This is a genomic window from Sphingomonas bacterium (assembly GCF_028292945.1).
Taxonomy (GTDB): Bacteria; Pseudomonadota; Alphaproteobacteria; order Sphingomonadales; family Sphingomonadaceae; genus Sphingomonas.
In genome coordinates this window covers 1-22,437 of sequence record NZ_JAQGLJ010000105.1, presented here as the reverse complement: position 1 = coordinate 22,437, position 22,437 = coordinate 1, and the positions used below count along the sequence as shown (strand labels likewise).

At 67.6% G+C, this 22,437-nt stretch carries 20 protein-coding genes and 2 tRNA genes; 9 read left to right on the top strand and 13 right to left on the bottom strand.

Features of this window, described 5'->3' with window-relative positions:
* Positions 1-71 precede the first annotated feature (71 nt).
* From JWN21_RS11430 to JWN21_RS11420, 3 genes are read left to right on the top strand one after another with little or no spacing between them, the layout of a single operon-like run.
* Entirely contained in the window at positions 72-1,736 is a 1,665-nt protein-coding gene (locus JWN21_RS11430) for a ShlB/FhaC/HecB family hemolysin secretion/activation protein (protein WP_299650014.1), read from the top strand.
* A gap of 51 nt (positions 1,737-1,787) precedes the next feature.
* Positions 1,788-4,232, top strand: a complete 2,445-nt coding sequence (locus JWN21_RS11425) for a filamentous hemagglutinin N-terminal domain-containing protein (RefSeq protein ID WP_299650011.1) — start codon at positions 1,788-1,790, stop codon at positions 4,230-4,232.
* Positions 4,174-4,890 (top strand): L,D-transpeptidase, encoded by a 717-nt coding sequence (locus JWN21_RS11420; RefSeq protein ID WP_299650008.1) that lies wholly within the window; start codon positions 4,174-4,176, stop codon positions 4,888-4,890. The genes JWN21_RS11425 and JWN21_RS11420 overlap by 59 nt, the downstream gene beginning before the upstream one ends.
* Here JWN21_RS11420 and JWN21_RS11415 read toward each other — a convergent pair.
* Complete coding sequence (locus JWN21_RS11415; protein ID WP_299650005.1) at positions 4,821-5,804, bottom strand: M48 family metalloprotease; 984 nt, start codon at positions 5,802-5,804, stop codon at positions 4,821-4,823. The genes JWN21_RS11420 and JWN21_RS11415 overlap by 70 nt on opposite strands.
* Positions 5,805-6,431: 627 nt before the next feature.
* On the opposite strand from JWN21_RS11415, the gene JWN21_RS11410 reads away from it, so the two are divergent.
* The gene (locus JWN21_RS11410) at positions 6,432-6,770 is read left to right on the top strand and encodes a hypothetical protein (protein ID WP_299650002.1); all 339 of its coding nucleotides are present in this window, start codon (positions 6,432-6,434) and stop codon (positions 6,768-6,770) included.
* Positions 6,771-7,397: 627 nt separating this feature from the next.
* Here the strand turns inward: JWN21_RS11410 and JWN21_RS11405 are convergent.
* Positions 7,398-7,474 (bottom strand) — tRNA-Arg (locus JWN21_RS11405).
* Between the two features lie 83 nt (positions 7,475-7,557).
* Here JWN21_RS11405 and JWN21_RS11400 point away from each other — a divergent pair.
* Positions 7,558-8,052, top strand: coding sequence for a hypothetical protein (locus JWN21_RS11400; RefSeq protein WP_299649999.1), 495 nt, complete (start codon positions 7,558-7,560; stop codon positions 8,050-8,052).
* Positions 8,053-8,068: 16 nt separating this feature from the next.
* On the opposite strand, the gene JWN21_RS11395 is transcribed toward JWN21_RS11400, so the two are convergent.
* Positions 8,069-8,374, bottom strand: a complete 306-nt coding sequence (locus tag JWN21_RS11395; RefSeq protein ID WP_299649996.1) for a GNAT family N-acetyltransferase — start codon at positions 8,372-8,374, stop codon at positions 8,069-8,071.
* 225 nt (positions 8,375-8,599) lie between these two features.
* The gene (hemB, locus tag JWN21_RS11390) at positions 8,600-9,586 is read right to left on the bottom strand and encodes a porphobilinogen synthase (RefSeq protein ID WP_299649993.1); all 987 of its coding nucleotides are present in this window, start codon (positions 9,584-9,586) and stop codon (positions 8,600-8,602) included.
* Positions 9,587-9,658: 72 nt separating this feature from the next.
* On the opposite strand from hemB, the gene JWN21_RS11385 reads away from it, so the two are divergent.
* Positions 9,659-10,555 carry a diacylglycerol kinase family protein gene (locus JWN21_RS11385; protein WP_299649990.1) on the top strand — a complete coding sequence of 299 codons (897 nt, stop codon included), beginning with the start codon at positions 9,659-9,661 and terminating at the stop codon, positions 10,553-10,555.
* On the opposite strand, the gene JWN21_RS11380 is transcribed toward JWN21_RS11385, so the two are convergent.
* The 8 genes from JWN21_RS11380 to JWN21_RS11345 form a co-directional block, all read right to left on the bottom strand.
* Positions 10,552-12,006, bottom strand: coding sequence for an MATE family efflux transporter (locus JWN21_RS11380; protein ID WP_299649987.1), 1,455 nt, complete (start codon positions 12,004-12,006; stop codon positions 10,552-10,554). The genes JWN21_RS11385 and JWN21_RS11380 overlap by 4 nt on opposite strands.
* Positions 12,007-12,112: 106 nt before the next feature.
* Positions 12,113-14,827 carry a valine--tRNA ligase gene (locus tag JWN21_RS11375; RefSeq protein WP_299649984.1) on the bottom strand — a complete coding sequence of 905 codons (2,715 nt, stop codon included), beginning with the start codon at positions 14,825-14,827 and terminating at the stop codon, positions 12,113-12,115.
* 118 nt (positions 14,828-14,945) lie between these two features.
* Positions 14,946-17,024 (bottom strand): S9 family peptidase, encoded by a 2,079-nt coding sequence (locus JWN21_RS11370; RefSeq protein ID WP_299649981.1) that lies wholly within the window; start codon positions 17,022-17,024, stop codon positions 14,946-14,948.
* A 205-nt stretch (positions 17,025-17,229) separates the two neighbouring features.
* A complete protein-coding gene (locus JWN21_RS11365) occupies positions 17,230-17,712 on the bottom strand; it encodes a DUF2497 domain-containing protein (RefSeq protein WP_299649978.1) in 483 nt (160 codons plus the stop codon).
* A 26-nt stretch (positions 17,713-17,738) separates the two neighbouring features.
* The gene (locus JWN21_RS11360; protein ID WP_299649975.1) at positions 17,739-19,253 is read right to left on the bottom strand and encodes a TolC family outer membrane protein; all 1,515 of its coding nucleotides are present in this window, start codon (positions 19,251-19,253) and stop codon (positions 17,739-17,741) included.
* A gap of 8 nt (positions 19,254-19,261) precedes the next feature.
* Positions 19,262-19,927 carry a protein-L-isoaspartate O-methyltransferase gene (locus JWN21_RS11355; RefSeq protein WP_299650048.1) on the bottom strand — a complete coding sequence of 222 codons (666 nt, stop codon included), beginning with the start codon at positions 19,925-19,927 and terminating at the stop codon, positions 19,262-19,264.
* A 133-nt stretch (positions 19,928-20,060) separates the two neighbouring features.
* Positions 20,061-20,134 (bottom strand) — tRNA-Cys (locus tag JWN21_RS11350).
* A gap of 47 nt (positions 20,135-20,181) precedes the next feature.
* On the bottom strand, positions 20,182-20,595 hold the full coding sequence (locus tag JWN21_RS11345; protein WP_299649972.1) for a (deoxy)nucleoside triphosphate pyrophosphohydrolase: 414 nt from the start codon (positions 20,593-20,595) through the stop codon (positions 20,182-20,184).
* A 23-nt stretch (positions 20,596-20,618) separates the two neighbouring features.
* On the opposite strand from JWN21_RS11345, the gene JWN21_RS11340 reads away from it, so the two are divergent.
* From JWN21_RS11340 to JWN21_RS11330, 3 genes are all read left to right on the top strand, one after another.
* Positions 20,619-20,810 carry a Flp family type IVb pilin gene (locus JWN21_RS11340; RefSeq protein WP_299649969.1) on the top strand — a complete coding sequence of 64 codons (192 nt, stop codon included), beginning with the start codon at positions 20,619-20,621 and terminating at the stop codon, positions 20,808-20,810.
* A 127-nt stretch (positions 20,811-20,937) separates the two neighbouring features.
* The gene (locus JWN21_RS11335) at positions 20,938-21,105 is read left to right on the top strand and encodes a Flp family type IVb pilin (protein ID WP_299649966.1); all 168 of its coding nucleotides are present in this window, start codon (positions 20,938-20,940) and stop codon (positions 21,103-21,105) included.
* Positions 21,106-21,186: 81 nt separating this feature from the next.
* Positions 21,187-21,354, top strand: coding sequence for a Flp family type IVb pilin (locus tag JWN21_RS11330; protein WP_299649963.1), 168 nt, complete (start codon positions 21,187-21,189; stop codon positions 21,352-21,354).
* A 17-nt stretch (positions 21,355-21,371) separates the two neighbouring features.
* On the opposite strand, the gene JWN21_RS11325 is transcribed toward JWN21_RS11330, so the two are convergent.
* A complete protein-coding gene (locus JWN21_RS11325) occupies positions 21,372-22,316 on the bottom strand; it encodes an acetyl-CoA carboxylase carboxyltransferase subunit alpha (protein ID WP_299649960.1) in 945 nt (314 codons plus the stop codon).
* Positions 22,317-22,437 lie beyond the last annotated feature (121 nt).

The following is a 22,437-nucleotide window of genomic DNA, read 5'->3' as shown; positions in this document are numbered from 1 at the left end:
CGCTACTTCCGCTCTCTGCTTGCTGCGGGTGGGCGCAAGGTTTCTTCGCGCGGCCGACTCCCGAGGTAGCTTTGCTCAAGCCTGGAATATTCATCGCGGCCATCCTGAGCTGCTCGTCGGCAGTGGTGGCGCAGTCGACCACGGCGGGGCAGCAGCTGCAGCAGATCCCGCCCGCGCCGCAAGTTCCCAGATCAGCGCTTGATCTCGATCTCCGCCCGCGCGCGGTGACGCCGCCCGCCGAGACGCCGGGCGAGGCGATCCGGGTCGATGCGGTGCGTATCACAGGGGCGACGCTGTTCGCGCCCGACACGTTGCTTGCCGCGAGCGGATTCGTGCCGGGTCGGTCGCTGACACTGGCGGAGATGCGGGCCGTCGCCGGGCGGATCTCCGCCTATTACCAGGCTCGCGGCTACTTCCTGGCGCAAGCCTACATACCCGAACAGGACGTGCAATCGGGCGTGGTCACCGTGGCGGTGATCGAGGGCCGGTATGGCGCGATCGAAGTCAACAACACGAGCCGCGTCGCAGACCGGGTGGTGCGTGGGCGGCTCGACGGCCTGGATAGCGGCGCGATCGTCACGGCTGCGCCGCTGGAGCGAAGGTTGCTGCTGTTGTCCGACCTGCCAGGGGTCGGCGTGCGATCGACGCTGACGCCGGGGAGCGCGGTCGGCACGTCCGACCTGATCGTCGCGGTCACACCCGGACGGCGCATGACGGGAAGCCTTGAGGCCGACAATGCCGGCAATCGCTACACCGGCGAATATCGCGGCGGCGGCACGGTCAATCTCAACAACCCGCTGGGGATCGGTGATCAGCTGAGCGCGCGCATCCTCGCCTCGGACGGGGGGCTGGCATACGGGCGGCTCGCCTATCAGCTGCCGGTCGGAAACCTGACGCTGGGCGCCGCCTATGCGCATATCCGCTACGAGCTCGGGCGCGAGTTCGAGCGGCTCGACGCGGACGGCGCGGCGGACATTGCGAGCGTCTACGCCCGCTATCCCCTGCTGCGCTCGCGCGAGGCGAACCTGTACGCGACCGGCGCGCTGGAGGCGAAGTGGTTCGAGGACCGGGTCGGGCTCGTCTCGTCGCAGTCGAACCGCAACAGCCGGACCGCGTCATTGGGCTTCGATGCGGACGGCCGCGACGATCTGGCGGGTGGGGCCTTGAGCACGGTCTCGGCACGGCTGACCGTGGGCGAGCTCGACATCACCAGTCCGTTCGAGCGCGCCATCGACGCCGCGGCAGGTCGCACCGATGGCGGGTTCGGCAAGCTCGATTTCTCGGCCGCGCGGTTGCAGACTATCGGCGGCCCGTTGTCGCTCTATGCCTCGGTGCGTGGGCAGATCGCTTTTGACAATCTCGACACGTCGGAAAAGATGCAGCTGGGCGGCGCCTACGGGGTGCGCGCCTATCCGGAGGGCGAGGCGTTCGGCGATCAAGGTGTGATCGCCACCGCGGAGGCGCGGCTGGGCCTGAACGACTGGATCACGTTCCAGCCCGCCGATCTCCGGGTGATCGCCTTCATCGATGCGGGCGTCGTCGACTTTGCGCATGACCCGTATTTCGCCGGCCCCAATCGCAGCCGCCGCAGCGGGTTCGGCGCGGGACTGAGCGCCGGCCTGGTGAGCGGGCTGACGCTGAGCGCGACCTACGCGCACCGGCTGGGGGACGAGCGCGTCACCTCGGGACCGGACCGGGCAGGGCGTTTCTGGTTCCAGGTCAATCAACTCTTCTGACGGTCGCGCCGGGATCGCGGCGCACCACCACTTCAAGTAAGGACCGTCCGCATGAGCCCCTATCGTACCCGCACCGCGCTCTCCTGCTCCACTGCCCTGGTTCGTCTTGCCCGGCTGGCGACGACGGCCGGCGCGCTCGCCTTTGCGAGCACGGCATGGGCGCAAAGTCTGCCCACCGGCGGGACCGTCACTGCCGGCGCAGCGACGGTGATGACAGGCACTGCGTCGGTCACGGTCACCCAGACGAGCTCGGCCGCCGCGATCGACTGGGCGAGCTTCAACATCGGTGCAGGGAAAACGGTCCGTTTCGATCAGCCCAATGCGAATGCGGTGGCGCTCAACCGCGTGACCGGCCCGGATCCGTCCGCCATCTTCGGCAATCTGTCCGCCAACGGAAAGGTGTTCCTGGTCAACCCCAACGGCGTGCTGTTCGGCAAGGGTGCCCAGGTGACCGTCGGCGGGCTTGTCGCCTCGACGCTGGACATCAGCAATGCCGATTTCATGGCTGGGCGCTATCAGTTCAGCGGGTCGGGCAATGCCGCGGTCTCAAACCGGGGATCGATCACCGCGGCCGACGGCGGCTATGTCGCGCTGCTCGGCGCGAACGTCAGCAACGAGGGGGTGATCGTCGCGCGACTGGGGACGGTGGCGCTCGCCGGCGGACAGGGCGTGACGCTGGATGTAGCGGGAGACGGACTGCTCAACGTCGCGGTCGATCGCGGCGCGGTCAACGCGCTGGTCGACAATGGCGGGCTGATCCGCGCCGATGGCGGGCAGGTGATGTTGACCGCTCAGGCCGCAGGGCAGCTGCTGCGCACTGTCGTGAACAACACCGGTGTCATCGAGGCGCGCACATTGGGCAGCCGCAACGGTCGGATCGTGCTGCTCGGCGACATGCAGGGCGGCACGGCGAACATCGCGGGCACGCTGGACGCCAGCGCACCGGGCGGTGGCGATGGCGGCTTCATCGAAACCTCGGCAGGCCGGGTGAATATCGGTGACGGCGTATCCGTGACGACCTGGGCTGCGACGGGCACGAACGGCACCTGGCTGATCGATCCGGCCGACTTCATCATCGCGGCGACGGGCGGCAACATATCGGGCGCGACACTCTCGGCCCAGCTGGTCACCAGCAGTGTGGTGATCAGCACGACGGCCCCCGACGCAACGGGCGGAAATGGCGACATCTTCGTCAACGACGCGGTTGCCTGGACCGCGTCGGGCGCGCCGACCACGCTGACGCTCAACGCGTTTCGCGACGTCAACATCAACGCTGCGATCACCGCGACCAACGGCAATGTCGTGGCCTGCTGCGGGCGCGACATCAACGTCGATGCGCCGATCACGACCACCAACGGCAGCGTGCTGCTGAACGCCGGCCGCGACGTGCATGTCCGCCGCGCGATCGTCACCACCGACGGCAACATCGCGCTGTGTTCGGGCGAGGACGTCCATATCGAAGCGGCGGTGACGCTGACGCGCGGTACGACGATCCCCGCGCGGAGCCTGGGTCTGCCCGTCGGCATGACGCTGATCAGCGGCGGCAACGGTAGCGGGCTGGGCACGATCGTGTTCGCGCCGCTTGCGCCGCCAGTGACCGTGACGGTCGCCCCGGTGACGCTCAACTACAATCCCATCTCCTATGCGGCGCCGACCGACTTCGCCAATCGCTTCGTGCTGACCGAAGGCGCGACGCTCACGCAGCGCATGCTGGTGTTCCCCAATGGCAACAAGGTGTTCGACGGCAGCGCCGCCACGACGCTCAACGGGTTCAACACCGTGGCGGCGGGAGCGCCGAGCGGTGTGACTCTCGTCGCCGGCACCGATGCCGCCGCGGCGTTCAGCGACCCGGCGGTGGGCGCCGGGGGCCGGATCACGTTCAGTGGCTACTCGCTGGGCGGTCCGAACGCCGATCAGTATGCGCTGGCCGGGTCGTGCTGCGTGGCGACCTTCGCAACCTTTGGAACGATCACGCCGGCGCCGGTTGTGGTGCCGCCGGTGGTGACCCCACCGGTCGTCGTGCCTCCGGTCGTGGTTCCGGTCCCGCCCGTGGTCGTGCCGCCTGTGGTCGTGCCACCAGTCGTCACCCCGCCAGTTGTAACGCCGCCACCAGTGACCCCGCCCGTCGTTATACCTCCACCTGTGACTCCGCCGGTCGTCACGCCGCCGCCGGTGACCCCGCCGGTTGCGACGGTGCCGATCGAAGCGCCGGTTGCGCCTGTGCCGGTGGCGGCACCCGTCGTCGCGCCGTTGTACACCGCCGTGCTCACCGGCATCGCGCCGATCGCGGTTGGCGCACCGGCTATCCCGCAGCTGAGCGTCGACGGCATCGGTGTCGCCATGCCGCGAGTGCAGCTGTCCTGGCGTCAGCCCGCGATGCTTCAGCAGGCAAAGGACGATCGCCCGGTCAGCCGGATCGGTACGCAGCCGAGCGGCAATGCGTTCCTGCCCGCGCCCGCCGTGCCCGTCTATCCGCGCAAGCAGGCGCGCCATTAAGCGCGCGTGCACCGCGGCGCTGGCGATCGCGCTGGCGATCGTTGGCGACGCGCCGCTCGCCGCACAGGTAACACCAACGGAGCGCGCAATCCGCGCAGAGTTCGGTAGCGAGGCGGCATCGGAGGCGGTGCGTGGCATCGCCGACTGGATCGTCGCCTCGGGCGATCATCAGGGACTGCCCTTCATGATCGTCGACAAGGTCGGGGCGCGGGTGTTCGTCTTCGCGCGCAACGGCCGCGTCGCGGGCGCGACGTCCGCGCTCCTGGGTATGGGGATAGGCGACGAGTCGGTGCCAGACATCGGGAAGCGCCGGCTTGCGACGATCAGGCCGCACGAGCGCACCACGCCTGCGGGTCGGCATCAGGCGGCGCTCGGCTTCGATCTGGAACAGGATGTCCTGTGGGTCGATTACGACCAGGCCCTGTCGCTGCACCGGGTGATCGACGGCAAGCCTGCGGATCGCCGGCGCGAGCGGCTCGCGAGCGCTTCGCCGCTCGACAACCGCATCTCATACGGCTGCATCAACGTTCCGGCTGCATTCTATGACGGCGTCGTGATCCCCGCCTTCACGGGCACCGTCGGCATCGTCTACATCTTGCCCGAAACGCGGGCGCTCGCAGACGTGTTTCCCGCGATGCGCCGCGCCGGCCGGCGCTGAGCGGACCGTTCGAGCGTCTGCGCAATGGCAGCGGTCAGCAGTGCGACCCGCCGATCGCCTGACGGATGCGTGTCCGCGGCGTGCTTGGCGATGCCGGTCTCTGCCAACAGCCTGCGCAGGAACGGCACAGCCGGCGCGAGGTCATACCCTGCCGCCTCGGTAATCCCGACCGCGAAGCGATCGGCTTGCTCCTCCATCGCGCGCATCGCCAGAGCCGCCCCGCCCGAACGCGCGGCGGGCAGCAAGGCGCTCGCCGCGCCTTCAGCTCCACTTGGGGCGCAGTGACGAAGGATATTGTGGGCCATCTCATGCGCGATCACGATTGCCAACTCGTCGTCACTCCGCGTCGCCTGGACGATCCCGGTCGTGATCGTCACGCGAGCGCCGTCCGCCCAGGCGTTGATGCGCGGGTTGGTCAGCACCTCGACGTCTGTTGGACAGCCAGGGGCCGCGTGGAATCGTATCTGACGTCGGCCGCTTGGTCCCGCTACGAGCAGCCAGGCTACCCCGCGGCCCAGGGCGTCGGCGAGCAAGGTCTTCGCCGCGTTGACCGAGGTGCCCGCAGGAGCATCGTCGATCGCCAGCACCTCGTCCTGCGCCGAGAGCCCGGCGCGGTCCGCAGGGCTTCCCGCAACCACGCCCAGCACCGTCGGTCGATCGCCGATGCCGTGAGCGGCCGCCGCCGCGTCGCTGAGACCGTATTGCACCGCACTATGCAGCACGATGCCTGACTGCGGTACGGTCGCTGAGCGGCAGAGCGCCGCACCGGCAACCGACAACCGGTACGCCACCGTTGCCACGCGCATGTCCTGCTTCCACAACCGCTCGAACCGGTCGGCGCCTGCCGTTACGGGGGTTAGACATGCCCCCGCCGCAATCGCCAATGGTACGAGGCGCCGCAAGCCGGCGTGCACAGATACGTAGCGGCCGATTTCCGAAGAAGGTAAATGCATTCCTAAGGATATACGCTTCGACCTTCGTCGCTAAGCGCATTTATCAGCTCGTCAGTACAAGTACCTCGATGGCACGTTATCGGTAGATCTTTACTAACAAGGTACCCAGGCAGGTGGGAAGCCGAAGTCTGAAGGCAGGCAATCACCTCCTGGTTCGTTCTGCAGACGCGGAGAAGCGGGAGACTTCGTGACCATAACATGCGCGCAAAGCAGCCCGAAAACGTAGCTGAACAAACGGCAGGTGTTCCCAGTTCTGCGCTCCAAAGCGGCCGGGCCGCTATCCGCCATTTTCAGCCGTAACGGCAATGTCTGCTTTCCACCAGACAGCGGACATTCGGCTGCGCGCAGTATTTGATGTCGAAGTTCCCACACAGCTGCACTCACCGGCGTCAGCCTCCGCGAGCGGTGGGCCGCTCTTCGGCCGGTGATCGCGACCGCGAAAGGTCGATGCACAAGCCCAAGCTGAGCATTCGGTGCTGCAAAATCGAACGCTTGCACGTCTGAACTTTGCGCTCGGCGTGCCGGTTAGCGTGCTCAGTCGCATGTCATTCGTGAGCCTCGGTGGACGGGGCTCACAAGGAAACCGTCATGCATACAGAACGGAACAGCCCAGCTGGCGATCGCCAGCCGGCCTTTTCTGCGATTGCGCGCGCGCAAGACGCACAGATTGCCGTGATCCAAACCCATCTGACCGAAGCCGAAGCAGAACGGCTCAAGAACCTCCTGGGTCAGCTCGTCGAACTGGGAGCGCTCGCCTTCTATCGTCTCGACGTGCGGCTGGAGCGCGCGACGTGCTGGCAGCAGCTTTTAGAAATGTCTGCGCGAGCAGGCTGGAAGCACGCCGGTCGACGCCGCCGAGGCGGCGTCCAAGTACCCTGCGATCCCCACGCCCAGGCCAAAAATGCTTGTTCCTGTCTGGCACTTTGAGCCGCTCAGCGGCAGTCCTGACATACTCGCTGCCGCCGGCATTTCTGCTGGACAGCCTATCGTATTCGAGGCGCTGCCCGTCACGGACGCGGACCAGGCTGAGCCCCTGCCCAGCGTCGCCGCGCGCTTCGCCTCTTGGTGCTCAGCGGCGGGTCACGGCGCGATGCTCGGCACGGCCGCCCTGCCCGGCCGCCCCGGGTCATACGCTGTGTTCGCCTCTTTACAGGCGGGCTGAGCGGTGTCGGCCAACGCTGACTCGCTGGAACCCTTCGCTGCCCTGATGAAGCGGCTTGGGTCGAGCGCAAATGCCGTCGTGGTCCACGCGAGCTCTCGATCCAGACGTGTGGAAGCTGCTGAGAAAGTGCTTCGATCACATCGAGGAAAGGGACCCGACGACGCGGATCCATGCCCCAGAGCGGCCTGTTCGGCGCCCATGAAGCCGCCGCGCTTCTTGGGGCAACGGTTAGCGACGGTGGTCTTGCCGAGGTGCCGCTCATCAGCCCGGTCTCTGCCGCCGAAAGCATGTCACAGAAGTACAAAGTGGGGGAGTTTAGGGGGACGTAGCGAGCTAGGCTCAACTCGTAGCCAACTCACCCCTTCCAAGTTTCTCAGCTTGCTTGAGAAAATTGGCGCGCCCGGAACGATTCGAACGTCCGACCCTCAGATTCGTAGTCTGATGCTCTATCCAGCTGAGCTACGGGCGCGCATTGAAGGGGGGCTCTTAGAAGCGGGTGCGGGCGGGCGCAAGAGCGTTGCGTGACTCCGGAGCGAGGCATAGGGCGACGCGATGAAGATGCTGCCCCTGCTCTGCGCCCTGCCGCTCGCCGGCTGCGCCGTCGATCGTGCCGGCTATCCGTCGCTAGCGCCGCGCGCGGCGGAGAGATTAGGGTTCAACGAGCCGGCGATCGCCGCGCCCGCACCGCTCGTCGCGGACCCAGCGCTGAATGCGCGGCTGGCCACGCTGGCTACGACGCTGGCGACGGTAACGAAGGGGTTCGATGCCGACGCGGCGCGGGCGCGGCGGGCCGCGGGCGTGGGGACCGCCCGCACGGTCGGTAGCGATGCGTGGCTCGACGCGCAGTCGGCGCTGGCGGTGCTGGACGATTGGCGCGCGCAGGCCTCCGCGCTGGCGACCGAGCTGGAAGCGCTGGCGGGCGAGCGCGCCGCTTCGGTCGGCACGCCCTATCCTGCGTTGGACAGGTTGCGCGAGCGCGCGTCGGCAGAGGCCGGGCGACAAAGCGCGGGCATCGCGGCGATCGGGGCGACCTTGCCGCTGCCCTGACCGCCGGTGTTGACGATCATGTCGGGCGGTCCATCCCATAGACGATCATCGCGAACAGCGGGTCGTCGGGGTCATAGCGGGGGTGAGCGAAGTCGAGCGCGGCCCGCCTGTCCATGCCGAGCCGCTCCATCAGGCCCCAGGAGCGCGTGTTGGCCCGCGTCGTCCAGGCCAGGATGCAGCGAAAGCCGGTGTGGACCCAGCCCCAGGGGATGCTCGCCATCGCTGCCTCGCGGGCGATTCCCTGCCCCCACCAACGCTCACCAATGCGCCAACCGATCTCCAGCTGATCGTTGACCGCCAGCCCCGGATAGGTGCGCTGCACCCGGACGCCGCAGATGCCGGCCGAGCGTGCCGTCCACCGTCTCGACCGCCCACGTGCAATGGCCATCGTGTGCCTGAGGCGCCATCTGGGCGTCGAGCAGCGCGTCGATGTCCCCATCTGCCGCGGCGCCGCCGAAATGCTCCATCATCGCGGGCGTGACCACTGCGCGGAAGGCGGGCTTGTCCGCCTCGCGCTAGGGACGCAGCCGCAGGCGTTCGGTCTCGATCATCGGATCAGCAGCCTCGCGGCAACCGCAGCATGATAGCTCAGCACGCCCGTGCAGCCGGCGCGCTTGAAGGCGGTGAGGCATTCGATCACCATCGCGTCGCGATCGCCTGCGCCGACGCGGGCAGCGGCCTCGATCATCGCGTATTCGCCTGATACCTGATATGCGAATACAGGAACTTGGAAGCGATCCTTCACCCGAACTATGATGTCCAGATACGGCATCCCGGGCTTGACCATGACGCTGTCCGCGCCCTCGGCGAGATCGAGCGCAACCTCGCGCAACGCCTCATCGGTGTTCGAATAGTCCATCTGATACGTCTTCTTGTCGCCCTTCAGCAGTCCGCGGCTGCCGACCGCGTCGCGGAACGGGCCGTAAAAGGCGCTCGCATATTTTGCGGCGTAGCTCATGATCTGGACATTGTGGTGCCCCGCACCCTCCAGCGCGGCGCGGATCAGGCCGACGCGGCCGTCCATCATGTCCGATGGCGCGACGATGTCCGCGCCAGCCGCAGCCTGGTTCAGCGCCTGCGCGACCAGCAGTTCCGCGGTCGGGTCGTTGCCGACATAGCCGGCTGCGTCGAGCAGCCCGTCATGGCCGTGGGTGGTATAGGGATCGAGCGCCACGTCGGTCAGCACGCCGACCTCGGGTACCGCATCCTTGAGTGCGCGGATCGCACTGCACATCAGATTGTCGGGGTTCAGCGCCTCGCGGCCATCGTCGGTCTTGAGCGCGGTTGGCGTATTGGGGAACAACGCGACGCAAGGGATGCCGAGATCGCGCGCTTCCTTTGCCCGGTCGACGATCCCGGCCACGGACCAGCGCGACACGCCCGGCAGGCTCGCGATCGGTTCCTCCGTCTCGCCTGCGGTGACGAACAGCGGCCAGATCAGGTCGGCGGGCGTTAGCACCGTCTCCGCATGAAGGCGGCGGCTCCAGGCGTTCGCGCGGGTGCGGCGCAGGCGAAGAGCGGGATAGCTTGACATCAATACTCCATCGACGCCCACGCGCGTTCATGCAAGCGGGGCTAAAAGCGCAGCCGCGCGTTACGGCGGGGCATGACCCGCCCGATTCGATCCGCCGCCCTCATCGTCAACGCGCGCTCGCGATCCGGGCAGGCGCAATTCGCGGAGGTCTGCGCGCTGCTCGACCGGCTCCCCTTTCCGGTCGACTCCCACGCGGTAGAGGACCCGAAGCAGCTGACGGCCACGCTCGACAAGGCACTGGCCAAGAAGCCCGACCTCGTCATCCTCGGCGGTGGCGACGGCACGGTCAGTGGTCTGGTGGATCAGCTGGTTGGGGCGAACGTCATTCTGGGCGTGCTGCCGTTCGGGACGGCGAACAGCTTCGTGCGCTCGCTCGGTATTCCGCTGGACATGCCCGGCGCGGTGGACGTGCTCGCGACCGGCGCGCCCCGCCGCATCGATCTGGGGCGGATCGACAAGGATTATTACTGCAATTGCGCGACCTTGGGGATTGCACCTCAGATCGCGCAGTCAGTACCGCACGGGTTGAAGAAGGTGGCCGGGCGGCTCGGTTATCTGACCTGGGCGGCGTGGGAGTTCCTGCGCTTTCGTCCCTTCACGCTGATCATCGGCGAGGGCGCCACCGCCGAGCGCCTGCGCGTGGTGGAAGTTCGCATTGCCAATGGCGGCTATCATGGCGGGACCGAAATGGTCGAGTCGGCGGAAGTCAATTCGGGCGAGATCGTGGTGCAGGCCGTGGTCGGCAAGGTAAGGCGCCGGCTGGTCAAGAATTGGGTGGCGAGCCTGTTGCGGCTGCCCGCACGCCATGAGGATGTGCGCGAGTTCCACGGTCGCTCGATCCGCATCGCGACCGAGCCGCGCATGCCGATCTCGATCGATGGCGAGGTGCTGGCGCGGACCCCGGTGACCGCCGCGATCGCGGCCGGCGTGATCGAGGTGATGGCGCCGGTGGAGGCCGCAGCCGCCTAACCGGCGGGATGCGAATGCGCGCTCTGATCGACATCCGCATGGCTTCGCTGCTCTCCCTCGGCCTGGGGTACCAGCATGCGACTACGTCGCCACGGCCCGAACCGGTAATAGAGCGCCGCCATCGCGACCGTCGCGGCCGAGCCGGCGGGGAAGCTCCACCACAGCGCATCGACGCCCAAGGTCGGCTCCAGCAGCGTCGCTAGGCCGAGCCGAACCGGAAACATGGCGGTGAACAGGATCAGCAGCGGGCCCCATACGGCGCCATTCGCGCGAACCACCCCGAACAGCACCATCGTCCCGCCGAACAGGATGAAGCCCCATGACGCGGTGCGGCTGATATGCTGCGCGATCGGCAACGCGGGGCTGTCTGCGCCCAGGAACAGGCCCAGGATCTGCCGGTCCAGCAGCAGCACCATTGCCACCATCGCGCCGGTGATCGCGGCGTTGAGCAACAGCCCCGCGCCGGTGATCCGCCCGACGCGGTCCCACCGCCCCGCGCCGATGTTCTGAGCCGCCATCGCGCTAATGGCCGCACCGATCGCCATCGCCGGCATCTGGATATAGCCCCACAGCTGCAACGCGATACCGAAGCCAGCTGCGGTGTGGACGCCATAACGGTTGACCAGCCCCAGCATCGTCAGCCCGGCGAGCGCGATGACCAGCATCTGCGCGCCGATCGGCAGCCCCTTGGCGACGATCAACCGCGTCAGTGCGGCGCTCGGCAGGAGATAGCGCCACTCCGCCCCGCGCAGCCGCAGCGGCAGGTCACGCAGGCGAATGTAGAGCGCGAGACCGCCCAGCGCGACGAAGTTGGCGATCAGCGTCGCGGTCGCCGATCCTGCGATTCCCATCGCGGGGAACGGCCCCAGACCGAGAATGAGGACGGGGTTGAGGCCGCTGTCGACGAGCACGCTCAGTGCCATGAACCAGAGCGGCGTCATGGCGTCACCCGTGCCGCGTAGCCCCATGAAGCACAGTATCAGCAGCATCGAGGGCGGCAGGCTGAGGAAGATCACGCGCAGGTACGCCGCCGCGAGCAGCCGCGCGTCGCCGGGCGTCTGGAGTGCAGCGAGGATTTCGGGCGTGAACACCCAACCCAGCGCGGCGACGACGATCGAGGCAGCCAGCACCAGCCCCAGCGCCGACCCGAACGCGCGCCGCGCGGCGTCAACATCGCGCCTTCCCCAGCTCTGCCCGACCAGGATCGTTGCCGCCATCCCGAACCCGAACACCGCGCCGAACAGCAGGAACATGATGTTGTGCGCGTTCGATGTCGCGGCCAGCGCCGACTCACCCAGGAAGCGTCCGACCCAGATCGCGTTGATCGAGCCGTTGAGCGATTGCAGCACGTTGGACCCGAGCGTCGGCAGCGCAAAGGCGAGCAAGGTGGTGCCGATCGGTCCGGTCGTGAGGTCGCGTTGGCGAGGACCTGATGAAGGCTGGCTCGCCATTACGCCGTCATTCCCGCGAACGTGGGACCCCATTTACCGACCGGGCTGAAAACTTCGCGCGTGGGTGATGGGTCCCCGCCTTCGCGGGGATGATGACAGGTAGCCATTACCCCAGCCGTGCCAGCGCGGCGCTCAGCCGCTCCGCCTCTGCCGCCTTGTCGGCGTGGTCGGCGCGCGCCTTGTCGACGGCCTCGGGCTTGGCGCGCTCCACGAAGCTGGCGTTGCCGAGGCGGCCGGCGAGCGCATCGCGCTCCTTCCCCGCCGCCGCGATCGCCTTCGCAAGGCGCGCGCGTTCGGACTCGAGGTCGATCACGCCTGCCAGCGGCAATACGAAGGTAGCGCCGCCGATCACGACCTGCACTGCGCCACCGGCTGCGTCGCCGGCCGCTGGCGTGACTCGTGCCAGGCGCGACAGCGCGGGGGCCTGCCGCTCGATACGGGCAAGGGTGAGCGCATCGCCACCACGCACGTGTAGCGGCAGCTTCGCGCCCGGCGGCACGTTCAGTTCGGTACGGGCGGCGCGGATGCCGCCAACCAGCTCGATCAGCCACTCGACCTCGGCCTGCGCGGCGGGATCGAGCGCGCGCGCGTCCGCCTTCGGCCATTGCGCGACGATCAGTTCGGATCGTCCCGGCAGCAACGCGTGCCACAGTTCCTCGGTGATGAAGGGCATGAAGGGGTGGAGCACGACCAGGATTTGGTCGAGCACCCAGCCGGCGACCGCCTTCGTCTCGTCGTCGAACGTTCCTTTGATGAGCTCGATATACCAGTCGCAGAAGCGGCTCCAGGTGAACTGATAGATCGCGTTCGCGGCCGCGTCGAAGCGCAGGTCGGCGAGGCTGAGGTCGACTTCCTGGATCATCGCCACGCACTCGGCGATCACCCATTTGTTGACGGCGAGCGTCGCCGCCGGCGGCTCCAGCGTGGTCGAGCCACCGATGCCGTTGGCCTGGCAGAAGCGCGCGGCGTTCCACAGCTTGGTCGCGAAGTTGCGGTAACCCTCGACGCGCTTCTCATCCATCTTGATGTCGCGGCCCTGGCTCTCCATCGCCGCCATGAAGAAGCGCAGCGCGTCGGCACCGTATCGGTCGATCAGACCTAGCGGATCGACGGTGTTGCCCTTGGACTTGGACATCTTTGCGCCGTCGGCCGCGCGCACCAGACCATGCAGATACAGCGTCTTGAAGGGCACATCTCCCATCAGCTGCAACCCCTGCATCATCATGCGGGCGTCCCAGAAGAACAGGATGTCGAAGCCGGACACGAGGACGTCGTTGGGGTAGCGGCCGTTGAGAACTCCCCTCCCGCTTGCGGGAGGGGTTGGGACAGGGCCCGTTCCGTCAGCCACCTGACCCTGCGACGAGGCCACGCCTAGCCCCTCCCGCGAGTGGGAGGGGGACTCTGGCCATCCCAAGGTCGCAAACGGCCACAAGGCACTGGAAAACCACGTGTCCAGCACGTCCTCGTCCTGCCGCAGGGCGACACCCTCTCCCGCCTGGACCTGTGCCGCCGCCTCGCTCTCGGCGACGAAAATGCGCCCGTCGTCCGCGTACCATGCCGGGATCCGATGCCCCCACCACAGCTGGCGGCTGATGCACCAGGGCTGGATGTTGTCCATCCAGTGGAAGAACGTCTTCTCCCACGACTTGGGCACGACCTTGATCGCACCGGAGCGCACCGCCGCGATCGCGGGGCCGGCGAGCGTCTCCTGATCGACATACCATTGGTCGGTCAGCCACGGCTCTATCACCACGCCCGAGCGGTCGCCATAGGGGCGCTGGATCGTGCGCTGCTCGACCCGCTCCAGCGCGCCGGCCTCCTCCAGCATGGCCACGACACGGTCGCGCGCGGCGGCGCGGTCAAGGCCGATCAGCTCGGCCGGGATCAGGCCGTCGGCGGTCTGCACCACCCTTGCCTGCGCATCGAGCATGTTGAGCATGTCGGCGGCCGCGAACCCTGCGCGCTTGCCGACCTCGAAATCGTTGAAGTCGTGCCCCGGCGTGATCTTCACCGCGCCCGACCCGAGCGCCGGATCGGCATGCTCATCGGCGACGATCGGGATCAGCCGGCCGGTGATCGGCTGGCGAACCTGCTTGCCGACCAGCGACGCGTAGCGTTCGTCGCTCGGGTGAACCGCGACCGCCATGTCGGCCAGCATCGTCTCCGGCCGCGTCGTCGCGACCGAGATCGCGCCGGAGCCGTCCTCCAGCGGGTAGCGCAGGTGCCAGAAACCACCCTGCTCCTCGCGCGTTTCCACCTCCAGATCGCTGATCGCGGTGCCCAAACCCGGATCCCAATTCACCAACCGCTTGTCCCGATAGATCAAGCCCGCGCGATGCATCTGCACGAACACCTGCAGCACCGCGGCCGAGAAGCCCTCGTCCATCGTGAAACGTTCGTTCGTCCAGTCCATCGAGCAGCCCAGTCGGCGCAGCTGGCGGGTGATCTCGCCGCCCGACTGCTCCTTCCACGCCCAGACTTTGCTGACGAACTGTTCGCGCGTGAAATCCGTGCGCTTCTTCTGTTCCTTCGCGAGATCGCGCTCGACCACCATCTGCGTGGCAATGCCGGCATGGTCGGTGCCGACCACCCACAGCGCGTCCTTGCCCTGCAGGCGCGCATGCCGCGTCAGAACGTCCTGCAGCGTGTTGTCGAGCGCGTGGCCGATATGCAGCGAGCCGGTGACGTTGGGCGGCGGGTTGACGATCGTCCAGGGCTGCGCGCCCGGTCGGTCGGGGCGGAACAGGCCGTTCGCCTCCCAATGCGCGTACCAGCGCGCCTCGATCTCGGCAGGGTCGAAGGTTTTGGGGAGTTCGGGCATAGAGGTGGCCTTAGCCGCCACCTATTCCTCCGTCACCCCGGGCTTGACCCGAGGTCCCGCTTCTTCTTGAGCGGAAAAAGGCAGCGGGACCCCGGCTCCAGGCCGGGGTGACGAAGCTTCAGCGCGTAACCGTCGTGCCCGGCATCACATGCATGTCCGCCGCTGGCGCCTTGCCGGTCCAGCGGTCCATCCAGCCCAGCACCTCGCCATACCATTGCCGGCTCTCGCGCGGCTTCAGCACCCAGTGGTTCTCGTTCGGATTGACCAGCAGGCGTGACGGGACGCCGCGTCGTTGCAGCGCCGTGAAGCTGGCGATCCCCTGCGTGTAGGGGATGCGGAAGTCCTTCTCGCCGGTGATCACCAGCATAGGCGTCTTCCATTTGGCGACGTGGTTGACCGGGTTCCAGCGTTCGTAGGCGGCAGGGTCCTCGTCATAGGTCTTGCCGCCATGCTCCCATTCGTCGAACCATAGCTCTTCGGTCTCATACGCCATCGCGCGCGCGTCGAAGACGCCGTTGTGCTGGACGAGGCATTTGAAGCGGTCGGGCCATTGCCCGGCGATCCAGTTGACCATGTAGCCGCCGTACGATGCGCCGATCGCGCAGGCGTTGTCGCCGTCCAGCCAGCCGAACCGCGCGGTCGCCGCCGTCAGTCCCTTTTGCAGGTCCTCCAGTGGCCAGCCGCCCCAGTTGTTCTGGATCGCGTCGGTGAAGCCCTGGCCGTAGCCCGTCGAGCCGTGGAAATCGACCGCGACCAGGCCATAACCGGCCCCCGCGAACACCGCCGGGTTCCAGCGGTACGACCAACTGTTGTTGCTCGACCCCTGCGGCCCGCCATGGATCATGAACGCGACCGGCACCTTGCCGGTGATACCCGTCGGGCGGACGGCATAGCCATGCACCGTGTCTCCGTTCGCACCGGCGAAGCTGAAGCGGGTGACGGTCGGCAGATCGACGCCGGCGAGCCTGTCCGCGTTGACGCTGGTGAGCCGGGCGGGGCGACCCTTACCTGCGACCGTGAAGAAGTCGGCGGGCGCCGTGAGGCTGTCCATCGCCACGACCGCGCCCCTGGGCGTCACCGCAACGGCCGCGACATGGCCCTCGCCGGTCAGCCGCGCGACCTTGCCCGTTGCGGCGTCAATGCGGAACAGCGGCACTTCCTGTGTATCGTCGGCGGTGGCGAGTAGCGACCTGCCGTCGGCCGCCCAGGCCAGCGAACCGACCGACCGGTCCCAGCCTTGCGTCAGCGCCCGGGTCTGCCCCGACGCGAGGTCGCGGAGCATCACCACCTGACGGTCCGCCTCGTAGCCCGGCCGCTTCATCGCGACATAGGCAAGCGTACGGCCGTCGGGGGAGACGACCGGCAGCGTGTCGGTCGCGTCGTTGACATCGGTCAGGTTGCGCGGGGGTGCCGAGCCATCGGCAGGCACGGCAAAGATGTCGAGGTTGGTGGAAGTCGCCTCGATCCGACCCGCCTCGCGCAACGCGAAGTAGAGCGTCCGACCGTCATGACTCCAGGCGATCTCCTCGCCCCCGCCAAACGGCTTGGACGGGGTATCGCCCACCAGCCCTCGCTCCACCGCCATGCCGTCGCCGGAAGCGCCCTCGGGACCGAGCGGCAGGACGAACAGCTGCGATCGATCACCGGTCGCCCAGCTGTCCCAGTGGCGCACGAACAGCTGGTCATAGGTGCGGCCCGACCCGGCGTTCGCATCCTTCTTGACCATGGCCGGTTCCAGGCTGGGCGCGCCGGGCTTGCGATCGGCCCAGACGACGATGCGATCACCCGTCGGTGCGACCTTGAAGCCGCCGAAGCCACCCTTGAAGCTGGTGAGCCTTCGCGGGGTCCCGCCGGCGACCGGGAGCGACCAGATCGCGTCATCGCCGCCCTTGTCCGAAGAGAAGTACACGGTGTCGCCGACGATCTGCGGACTGGTCTCGTTGACGTCGGCCTCGGCGGCGAACCGCTCAGGCTGCGCGCCCCGCCGGGCCAGGTCGAGCCGCCACAGGTCGAAACGGCCGCGGTTCGCGGCGAGATCAGTCTCGCGCTGCTGCCAGACGAGCCAGCGGCCCTCCTTTGAAACGGTCGGCGCGCTCACGCGGCTGAGCATCGTCACGTCGGCGATGGTGAGCTGGCGCGCCGTCGCCGGGGCTGCACAGGCGATCGCCAGCAAGCTGGCGGTGAGGAGGAGCTTCATGGACGCGAGGTAGAGCAGATGGGCTGAATGGGGGCAATATCGCTCCCGTCATGCTGAACTGGTTTCCAGCATCCACGTCGGGACGGATGCTTCAGTCGCGTGTCGCACTATGCTCTGGCGACGATCACACGAGGTACGCCCGTCCCCCGTCGCACGATGGATGCTGAAACAAGTTCAGCATGCGGGAGTGGGACTTGGTGCGGACTTAGCCCGGTTGACCGGTGATCCGCTTGATCTCGCGCGCCACCATCGTCTCCACCAGCTCGGGGAGATGCGCGTCGAGCCACTCGCTCAGCATCGGGCGCAGCATCTCGCGCACCAGGCCTTCCAGCGAGCCGTCGCTGCCCGGCTCCGGCTTGACCATCAGCCGGCTGAGCGAATCGAGAGCGCCGCGGCTGGCCGCGGCGGCGGCCTGCGACACCATGGTTTCGGCAGCCGGCGTGGCGGCAGCATCGCCGGGGCGGGGCGCGGGATCGGGGCGGGCAGCGGGCATGGGGACGCTCAACTCCAGAATTTCATCGTCATCGGCTTCGTCGTCATCGGGTGACCGGGCGAGCGAGATCGCCGTGGGAAGCGGACGCGCCGGACGCCGCGCGCGCGACGGCGTGCCATCGCCCTCCTCGGCGATGATGCGTTTGATGGAAGACAATATTTCCTCCATCGACGGCTCGGCGCTCAGGTCACCCATGCAATTCGCAGCCCCGTTGCCCAATCTCATTGTCGGTTGGGCGAAGCAGAACCTGTGCTTAACGACCGCGTCCTGTCAACCGGCGTTCCGAGCGCAGGCTCCAGCGGCCGCGTGACGGCCGCGTCCTGCGATGGCGTCAGCGTCGTTCCGGTCGCGACCGGTGCCGGCTCGCCGTCGCTGGCGAAATCGTTGATCCGGCGACGGACGCGGTTGTAGTTCAGCATCGGATCGTACAGCGCGCCGCCGTCGAGGCCGAGGTCGCGCGCCTCGGCATTGCCCATCGCGGCGAGCAGCGCGAAACCCGCGACATAGGCGTCGCGCCGCGCGGTCACCAGCGTCACCTGGCTGTTGAGCAGTTCCTGCTCGGCGTTGAGGATATCGAGAATGGTGCGCGTGCCGACGCTGTTCTCCGCGCGCACGCCCTCCAGGCTCAGCCGGTTGGCGTTGACCGCGTTCTGCGACGACGCAATCACCTCCAGCGACGAGCGGTACACGGCAAAGGCGGAGCGCGCCTGCGCGATCACCGCACGCTCGGTCTCGGTCACCGCCTCGATCGCCTGACTACGCCGCGCCTCGGCCTGGCGGACCTGCGCACCCGGGCGGCCGCCCTGAAACAGCGGCAGGCTGAGCGACAGCCCGACATTGCCCGAAGCGCCGTCCTGACCGACCCTGACACCGGTGCCGGAGCCCAGCGAGCCAAGGAAATTCGTGTAGCTGCCCCCCACCACGCCGCTCACCTGCGGCAACCGCGCCGCACGGGCGATGCCGATGTCGTAACGGGTGGCGTCGCGCTGGCGCGCCGCGGCAAGCAGGAAAGGATTGTCGGCAAGCGCCTGCGCCACCGCTGCGTCGACGCTGACGGGCAGATTGGGGAGCGGCGGCGGCTCGGCGAGCGTGCCGGGCGGGGCGCCGACGACGCGGATGTAGTTCTCCCGGCTGGAGATCAGGCGAGCCTCGGCCGACTGCAGCTGGCCGCGCGCGATCGACAGCCGCGCTTCCGATTGCGCGACGTCGGTCCTGGTCAGGTCGCCGACCTGGAACCGGTCGCGGCTGGCGCGCAGGTTGATTTCCAGCACCCGAACATTCTGATGGTTCAGCCCGACGACGGCCTCGTCGCGGATCACGTCATTATACGCCGCGACCACGTCCGTGAAGAGATCGGACTCGGTGCCGCGCAGGCCCAGGCGACCCGCGTCCGCGCGCGTTTCGGCGGCGCGGAGCGAATTGCGCACCGCGCCGCCGCGATAGATCGGCACGACCAGCGACGTGTCCGCCGACGCGGAGCGCGCGGGCGAGCTCAGGCTGTTGCCGGACCGCAGCAGGTTCTCGCTATAGCTCCCTCCCGCGCTGGCCGAGGGCAACCCGGCGGCCCGCGCGATCGGCACATTCTCATCAACGGCCCGCTGGCCCGCGCGCGCCCCCGTGATCGTCGGGTTGGTCTGGTAGGCGCGGGCCAATGCCTCGCGCAGCGTGTCGGCACTGGCCGGCGTGGCGAGAAGAAACGCGCCGACCACCAGAAGAGATGGAATTTTCCCGTGCATCTCTTTGCTCAGAAGCGAAAGGCTTGCGGCGGCGCGAAGCCGGGCAGCAGCACGCATTCGGTATCGACGAAGCTGGCCAGGCCGAACCCGCCCGCGGTGCGTCGGCCGGCAGCCAAGCGGGTGACGCCTCGCTCGATCAGGCCGGTGACGACCCGGCCACCAGGCCGGACCTGCTCGATCAGCATGGGAGGCAGCGCCTCGACCGCGCCGTCGACGATCAGCACGTCGTACGGCGCACCGGCGACCCAGCCCTCGGTGAGCTCCCCCTGCACCACCTCGACGGTCGGCATGCCGGCCAGCGCGGCGCGCGCAAACTCGGCAAGCGCGCCGTCGCTCTCCACCGCAACGATGTGCGCCGCCAGCTGAGCCAACACCGCCGCCGCATAGCCCCCGGCCGCGCCGATCAACAGGACACGATCGACGGAGTCCAGGGTCGCCGCCGTCAGCAACCGCCCCGTCGCGATCGGCGCATTTGCCGCGCGGCCGCGACCGAGCGGGATGGCGGTGTCGCGATAGGCCATCTTCGCCGCGTCACCCGGCAGAAACGCCTCGCGCGGCACGGTGGCCATTGCCGCCACCACCCGCGTGTCGCTGACCGCGTTCGTGCGCAGCTGGCTCGCGACCATGGCGTGGCGCTGCGCGCGCATCTCAGAAGGATCGATCCCGATCATCATGTCCCCGATATCCGCGATGGTCGTCTCTCGCACAGCTGTCTTACTGGTGCAACACAGTTCTCACGACCAGCTTCTAGCGAGCCGGGCGCGCAACGCCAAGCTCACCCGGCGGCACCACCCGATCGCGGCGATGTGGAGGCCCGACCGGGAATCGAACCCGGGTGCGAGGATTTGCAGTCCTCTACGTCACCACTCCGCCATCGGGCCTCGATGCGCGGCAAGGTTGGGGCGCATGGCGGGTTCGGGCGGTTCGGTCAACCCGGTCGCAGGCGCGACAGCGCGGCGATCAGGAAACGATCGGCGGCAGGCATCGGCAGGTCGTCGAGCTCGCCCGGCCCTGCCCAGCGTAGCGCCGACGCCTCCAGCGCCTGCGGTTCACCCCGCCAGCGGTTCGTGACGAACAGCAGCAGCAGCAGATGGCGATCGGCTTGGGATTCACTGGCGAAGCACAGCGGCGCGAGGTGCGCGGCATCGACGACAATCGCCAACTCCTCGTTCAACTCGCGCACGAGTGCGGCCTCCGGGGTCTCGCCGACTTCGATCTTGCCGCCGGGAAACTCCCACAGACCAGCCATCGGCTTCCCGGGTGGCCGCTGCTGGACGAGCACCCGCCCGGCGGGGTCGAGAAGTGCGGCGGCGACGACGGGGAACATACGCATGTCAGTCATTCGTTAACCTCCTCACCGGTAACATGACGGTCATGCGAGCCTGGCTTCCTGCCCTACAGCGTCTTGCCCGTCAGCAGAAAGCCGCGACGTCGGTCGAATATTGCCTGATCATCTCGATGATCGTGCTGGCGATGCTGGTCGGCTTCCAGGCCGTTGGATCGACCACCAGCAGCATGTGGAACAACGTCAGCAGCAAGGTCCAGACCGCGCGCTGATCATCCAGGCGATCACGTTTTCGCTTTAAGGTTTTCTCAACAAGTTGCTCTTAGCTTCCGTGCTGCTGGTCCGGTTCTCCCGGTTCAGTCGGGTAACTGAAGCTTTGGCATAATCGGAGATCGTATCATGCAGACCATTCGCAAGTTCATCAAGAACAACAAGGGCGCGACCGCCATCGAGTATGGCCTGATCGCCGCACTGATCGCCGTTGCCGCAATCGCCGCCATGCAGGGCCTGGGCAACAACCTGAAGGCGACGTTCAACAACGTGGCCTCGAACCTCAAGACCGCGTAAGTTCGCATCACTGGTCAACGTTGAATTTGGGACGGCGCGGTGTAAGACGCGTCGTCCCTTTTTTTAGGGGAAGCTTACCAGATGAAACGCATTGTGAAGATGCTGCGCGACACTCGCGGCGCCACGGCAATCGAATACGGCCTGATCGCCGCGCTGATCGCCGTTGCCGCCATCGCCGCCATGCAGGGGCTGGGCAACAATCTGAAGGCGACGTTCGAGAACGTTTCGTCCAACCTGAAGACCGCCTGAAACGCCTGGGCCGACTCCTACAGTCGGCCCATCGCCAGGAACTTCTCGCGGCGTTGCCGCCGAAGCTCGTCGCGGCTCTGGCCCGACAGCGCGTCAAGCGCCTCACCCAATGCCATGCCCAGTTGCGCCATCGCCGCCGCGCGATCGCGATGAGCGCCGCCCAGCGGTTCGGGCACTATCGTATCGATCACGCCGAACCCTTTCAGATCCTGCGCAGTGACCTTCATCGCCTCGGCGGCTTCCGCTGCCTTGTCGGCGGTGCGCCACAGGATCGACGCGCAGCCCTCGGGCGAGATCACCGAATAGACGGCGTGTTCGAACATCAATACGCGATTGCCCGCCGCCAGCGCCACCGCGCCGCCGGAGCCGCCCTCGCCCACTATCGCCGCAACGATCGGCACCCCTGCGCGCAGGCAAGCCTCCGTCGAACGGGCGATCGCCTCCGCCTGCCCGCGCTCCTCGGCCTGTACGCCGGGGAACGCACCCGAGGTGTCGACCAGCGTCACGATCGGCAGCCCGAATCGATCGGCCAGTTCGACCAGGCGGATTGCCTTGCGGTAGCCTTCGGGTTTGCCCATGCCGAAATTGTGGCGGATGCGGCTGGCGGTGTCGTCGCCCTTCTCGTGGCCCAGCACCATCACCTTGCGGCCGCCAAACGTCGCGAAACCGCCGAGGATCGCCTGATCGTCGGCGAAGGCGCGATCACCTGCTAGCGGCACCCAGTCGTCGAACAGCCCGGCAACATAATGGTTGAAGTGCGGTCGCTCGGGGTGGCGCGCCACCTGTGTCTTCTGCCACGGCGTCAGCCGCGCGAAGGTGTCGCGAAGCAGCTTGTCGGATTTGGCTTGTAGCCGGGCGATCTCCGGACCGATGTCGACGCCACCCGTGGCGCCCTCGCGCAGGTCGTCGATGCGGCCTTGCAGTTCGGCGATCGGTTTTTCGAAGTCCAGGAAGCTCGGCATGGTGGTCGGGCTATGACCGCGACAGGTCCGCGTCAACCAGCGGCCTGTCCTCACGGGACGCGAGGACCTCTCCCAAAGGATGGCGGGTGTTGACCAGCTCCACCAGGCGGCTGGCGTCGAC

What these genes read in the sequence shown, in the direction of transcription:
- JWN21_RS11420 (WP_299650008.1), top strand. Translation starts at nt 4,174, where the DNA reads ATGCGTTCCTGCCCGCGCCCGCCGTGCCCGTCTATCCGCGCAAGCAGG.
- JWN21_RS11365 (WP_299649978.1), bottom strand. Translation starts at nt 17,712, where the DNA reads ATGGGTGACCTGAGCGCCGAGCCGTCGATGGAGGAAATATTGTCTTCC.
- JWN21_RS11375 (WP_299649984.1), bottom strand. Translation starts at nt 14,827, where the DNA reads ATGCCCGAACTCCCCAAAACCTTCGACCCTGCCGAGATCGAGGCGCGC.
- JWN21_RS11410 (WP_299650002.1), top strand. Translation starts at nt 6,432, where the DNA reads ATGCATACAGAACGGAACAGCCCAGCTGGCGATCGCCAGCCGGCCTTT.
- JWN21_RS11400 (WP_299649999.1), top strand. Translation starts at nt 7,558, where the DNA reads ATGAAGATGCTGCCCCTGCTCTGCGCCCTGCCGCTCGCCGGCTGCGCC.
- JWN21_RS11335 (WP_299649966.1), top strand. Translation starts at nt 20,938, where the DNA reads ATGCAGACCATTCGCAAGTTCATCAAGAACAACAAGGGCGCGACCGCC.
- JWN21_RS11340 (WP_299649969.1), top strand. Translation starts at nt 20,619, where the DNA reads ATGACGGTCATGCGAGCCTGGCTTCCTGCCCTACAGCGTCTTGCCCGT.
- JWN21_RS11355 (WP_299650048.1), bottom strand. Translation starts at nt 19,927, where the DNA reads ATGATGATCGGGATCGATCCTTCTGAGATGCGCGCGCAGCGCCACGCC.
- JWN21_RS11325 (WP_299649960.1), bottom strand. Translation starts at nt 22,316, where the DNA reads ATGCCGAGCTTCCTGGACTTCGAAAAACCGATCGCCGAACTGCAAGGC.
- JWN21_RS11385 (WP_299649990.1), top strand. Translation starts at nt 9,659, where the DNA reads ATGACCCGCCCGATTCGATCCGCCGCCCTCATCGTCAACGCGCGCTCG.
- JWN21_RS11345 (WP_299649972.1), bottom strand. Translation starts at nt 20,595, where the DNA reads ATGACTGACATGCGTATGTTCCCCGTCGTCGCCGCCGCACTTCTCGAC.
- JWN21_RS11425 (WP_299650011.1), top strand. Translation starts at nt 1,788, where the DNA reads ATGAGCCCCTATCGTACCCGCACCGCGCTCTCCTGCTCCACTGCCCTG.
- JWN21_RS11360 (WP_299649975.1), bottom strand. Translation starts at nt 19,253, where the DNA reads ATGCACGGGAAAATTCCATCTCTTCTGGTGGTCGGCGCGTTTCTTCTC.
- JWN21_RS11330 (WP_299649963.1), top strand. Translation starts at nt 21,187, where the DNA reads ATGAAACGCATTGTGAAGATGCTGCGCGACACTCGCGGCGCCACGGCA.
- hemB (WP_299649993.1), bottom strand. Translation starts at nt 9,586, where the DNA reads ATGTCAAGCTATCCCGCTCTTCGCCTGCGCCGCACCCGCGCGAACGCC.
- JWN21_RS11370 (WP_299649981.1), bottom strand. Translation starts at nt 17,024, where the DNA reads ATGAAGCTCCTCCTCACCGCCAGCTTGCTGGCGATCGCCTGTGCAGCC.
- JWN21_RS11380 (WP_299649987.1), bottom strand. Translation starts at nt 12,006, where the DNA reads ATGGCGAGCCAGCCTTCATCAGGTCCTCGCCAACGCGACCTCACGACC.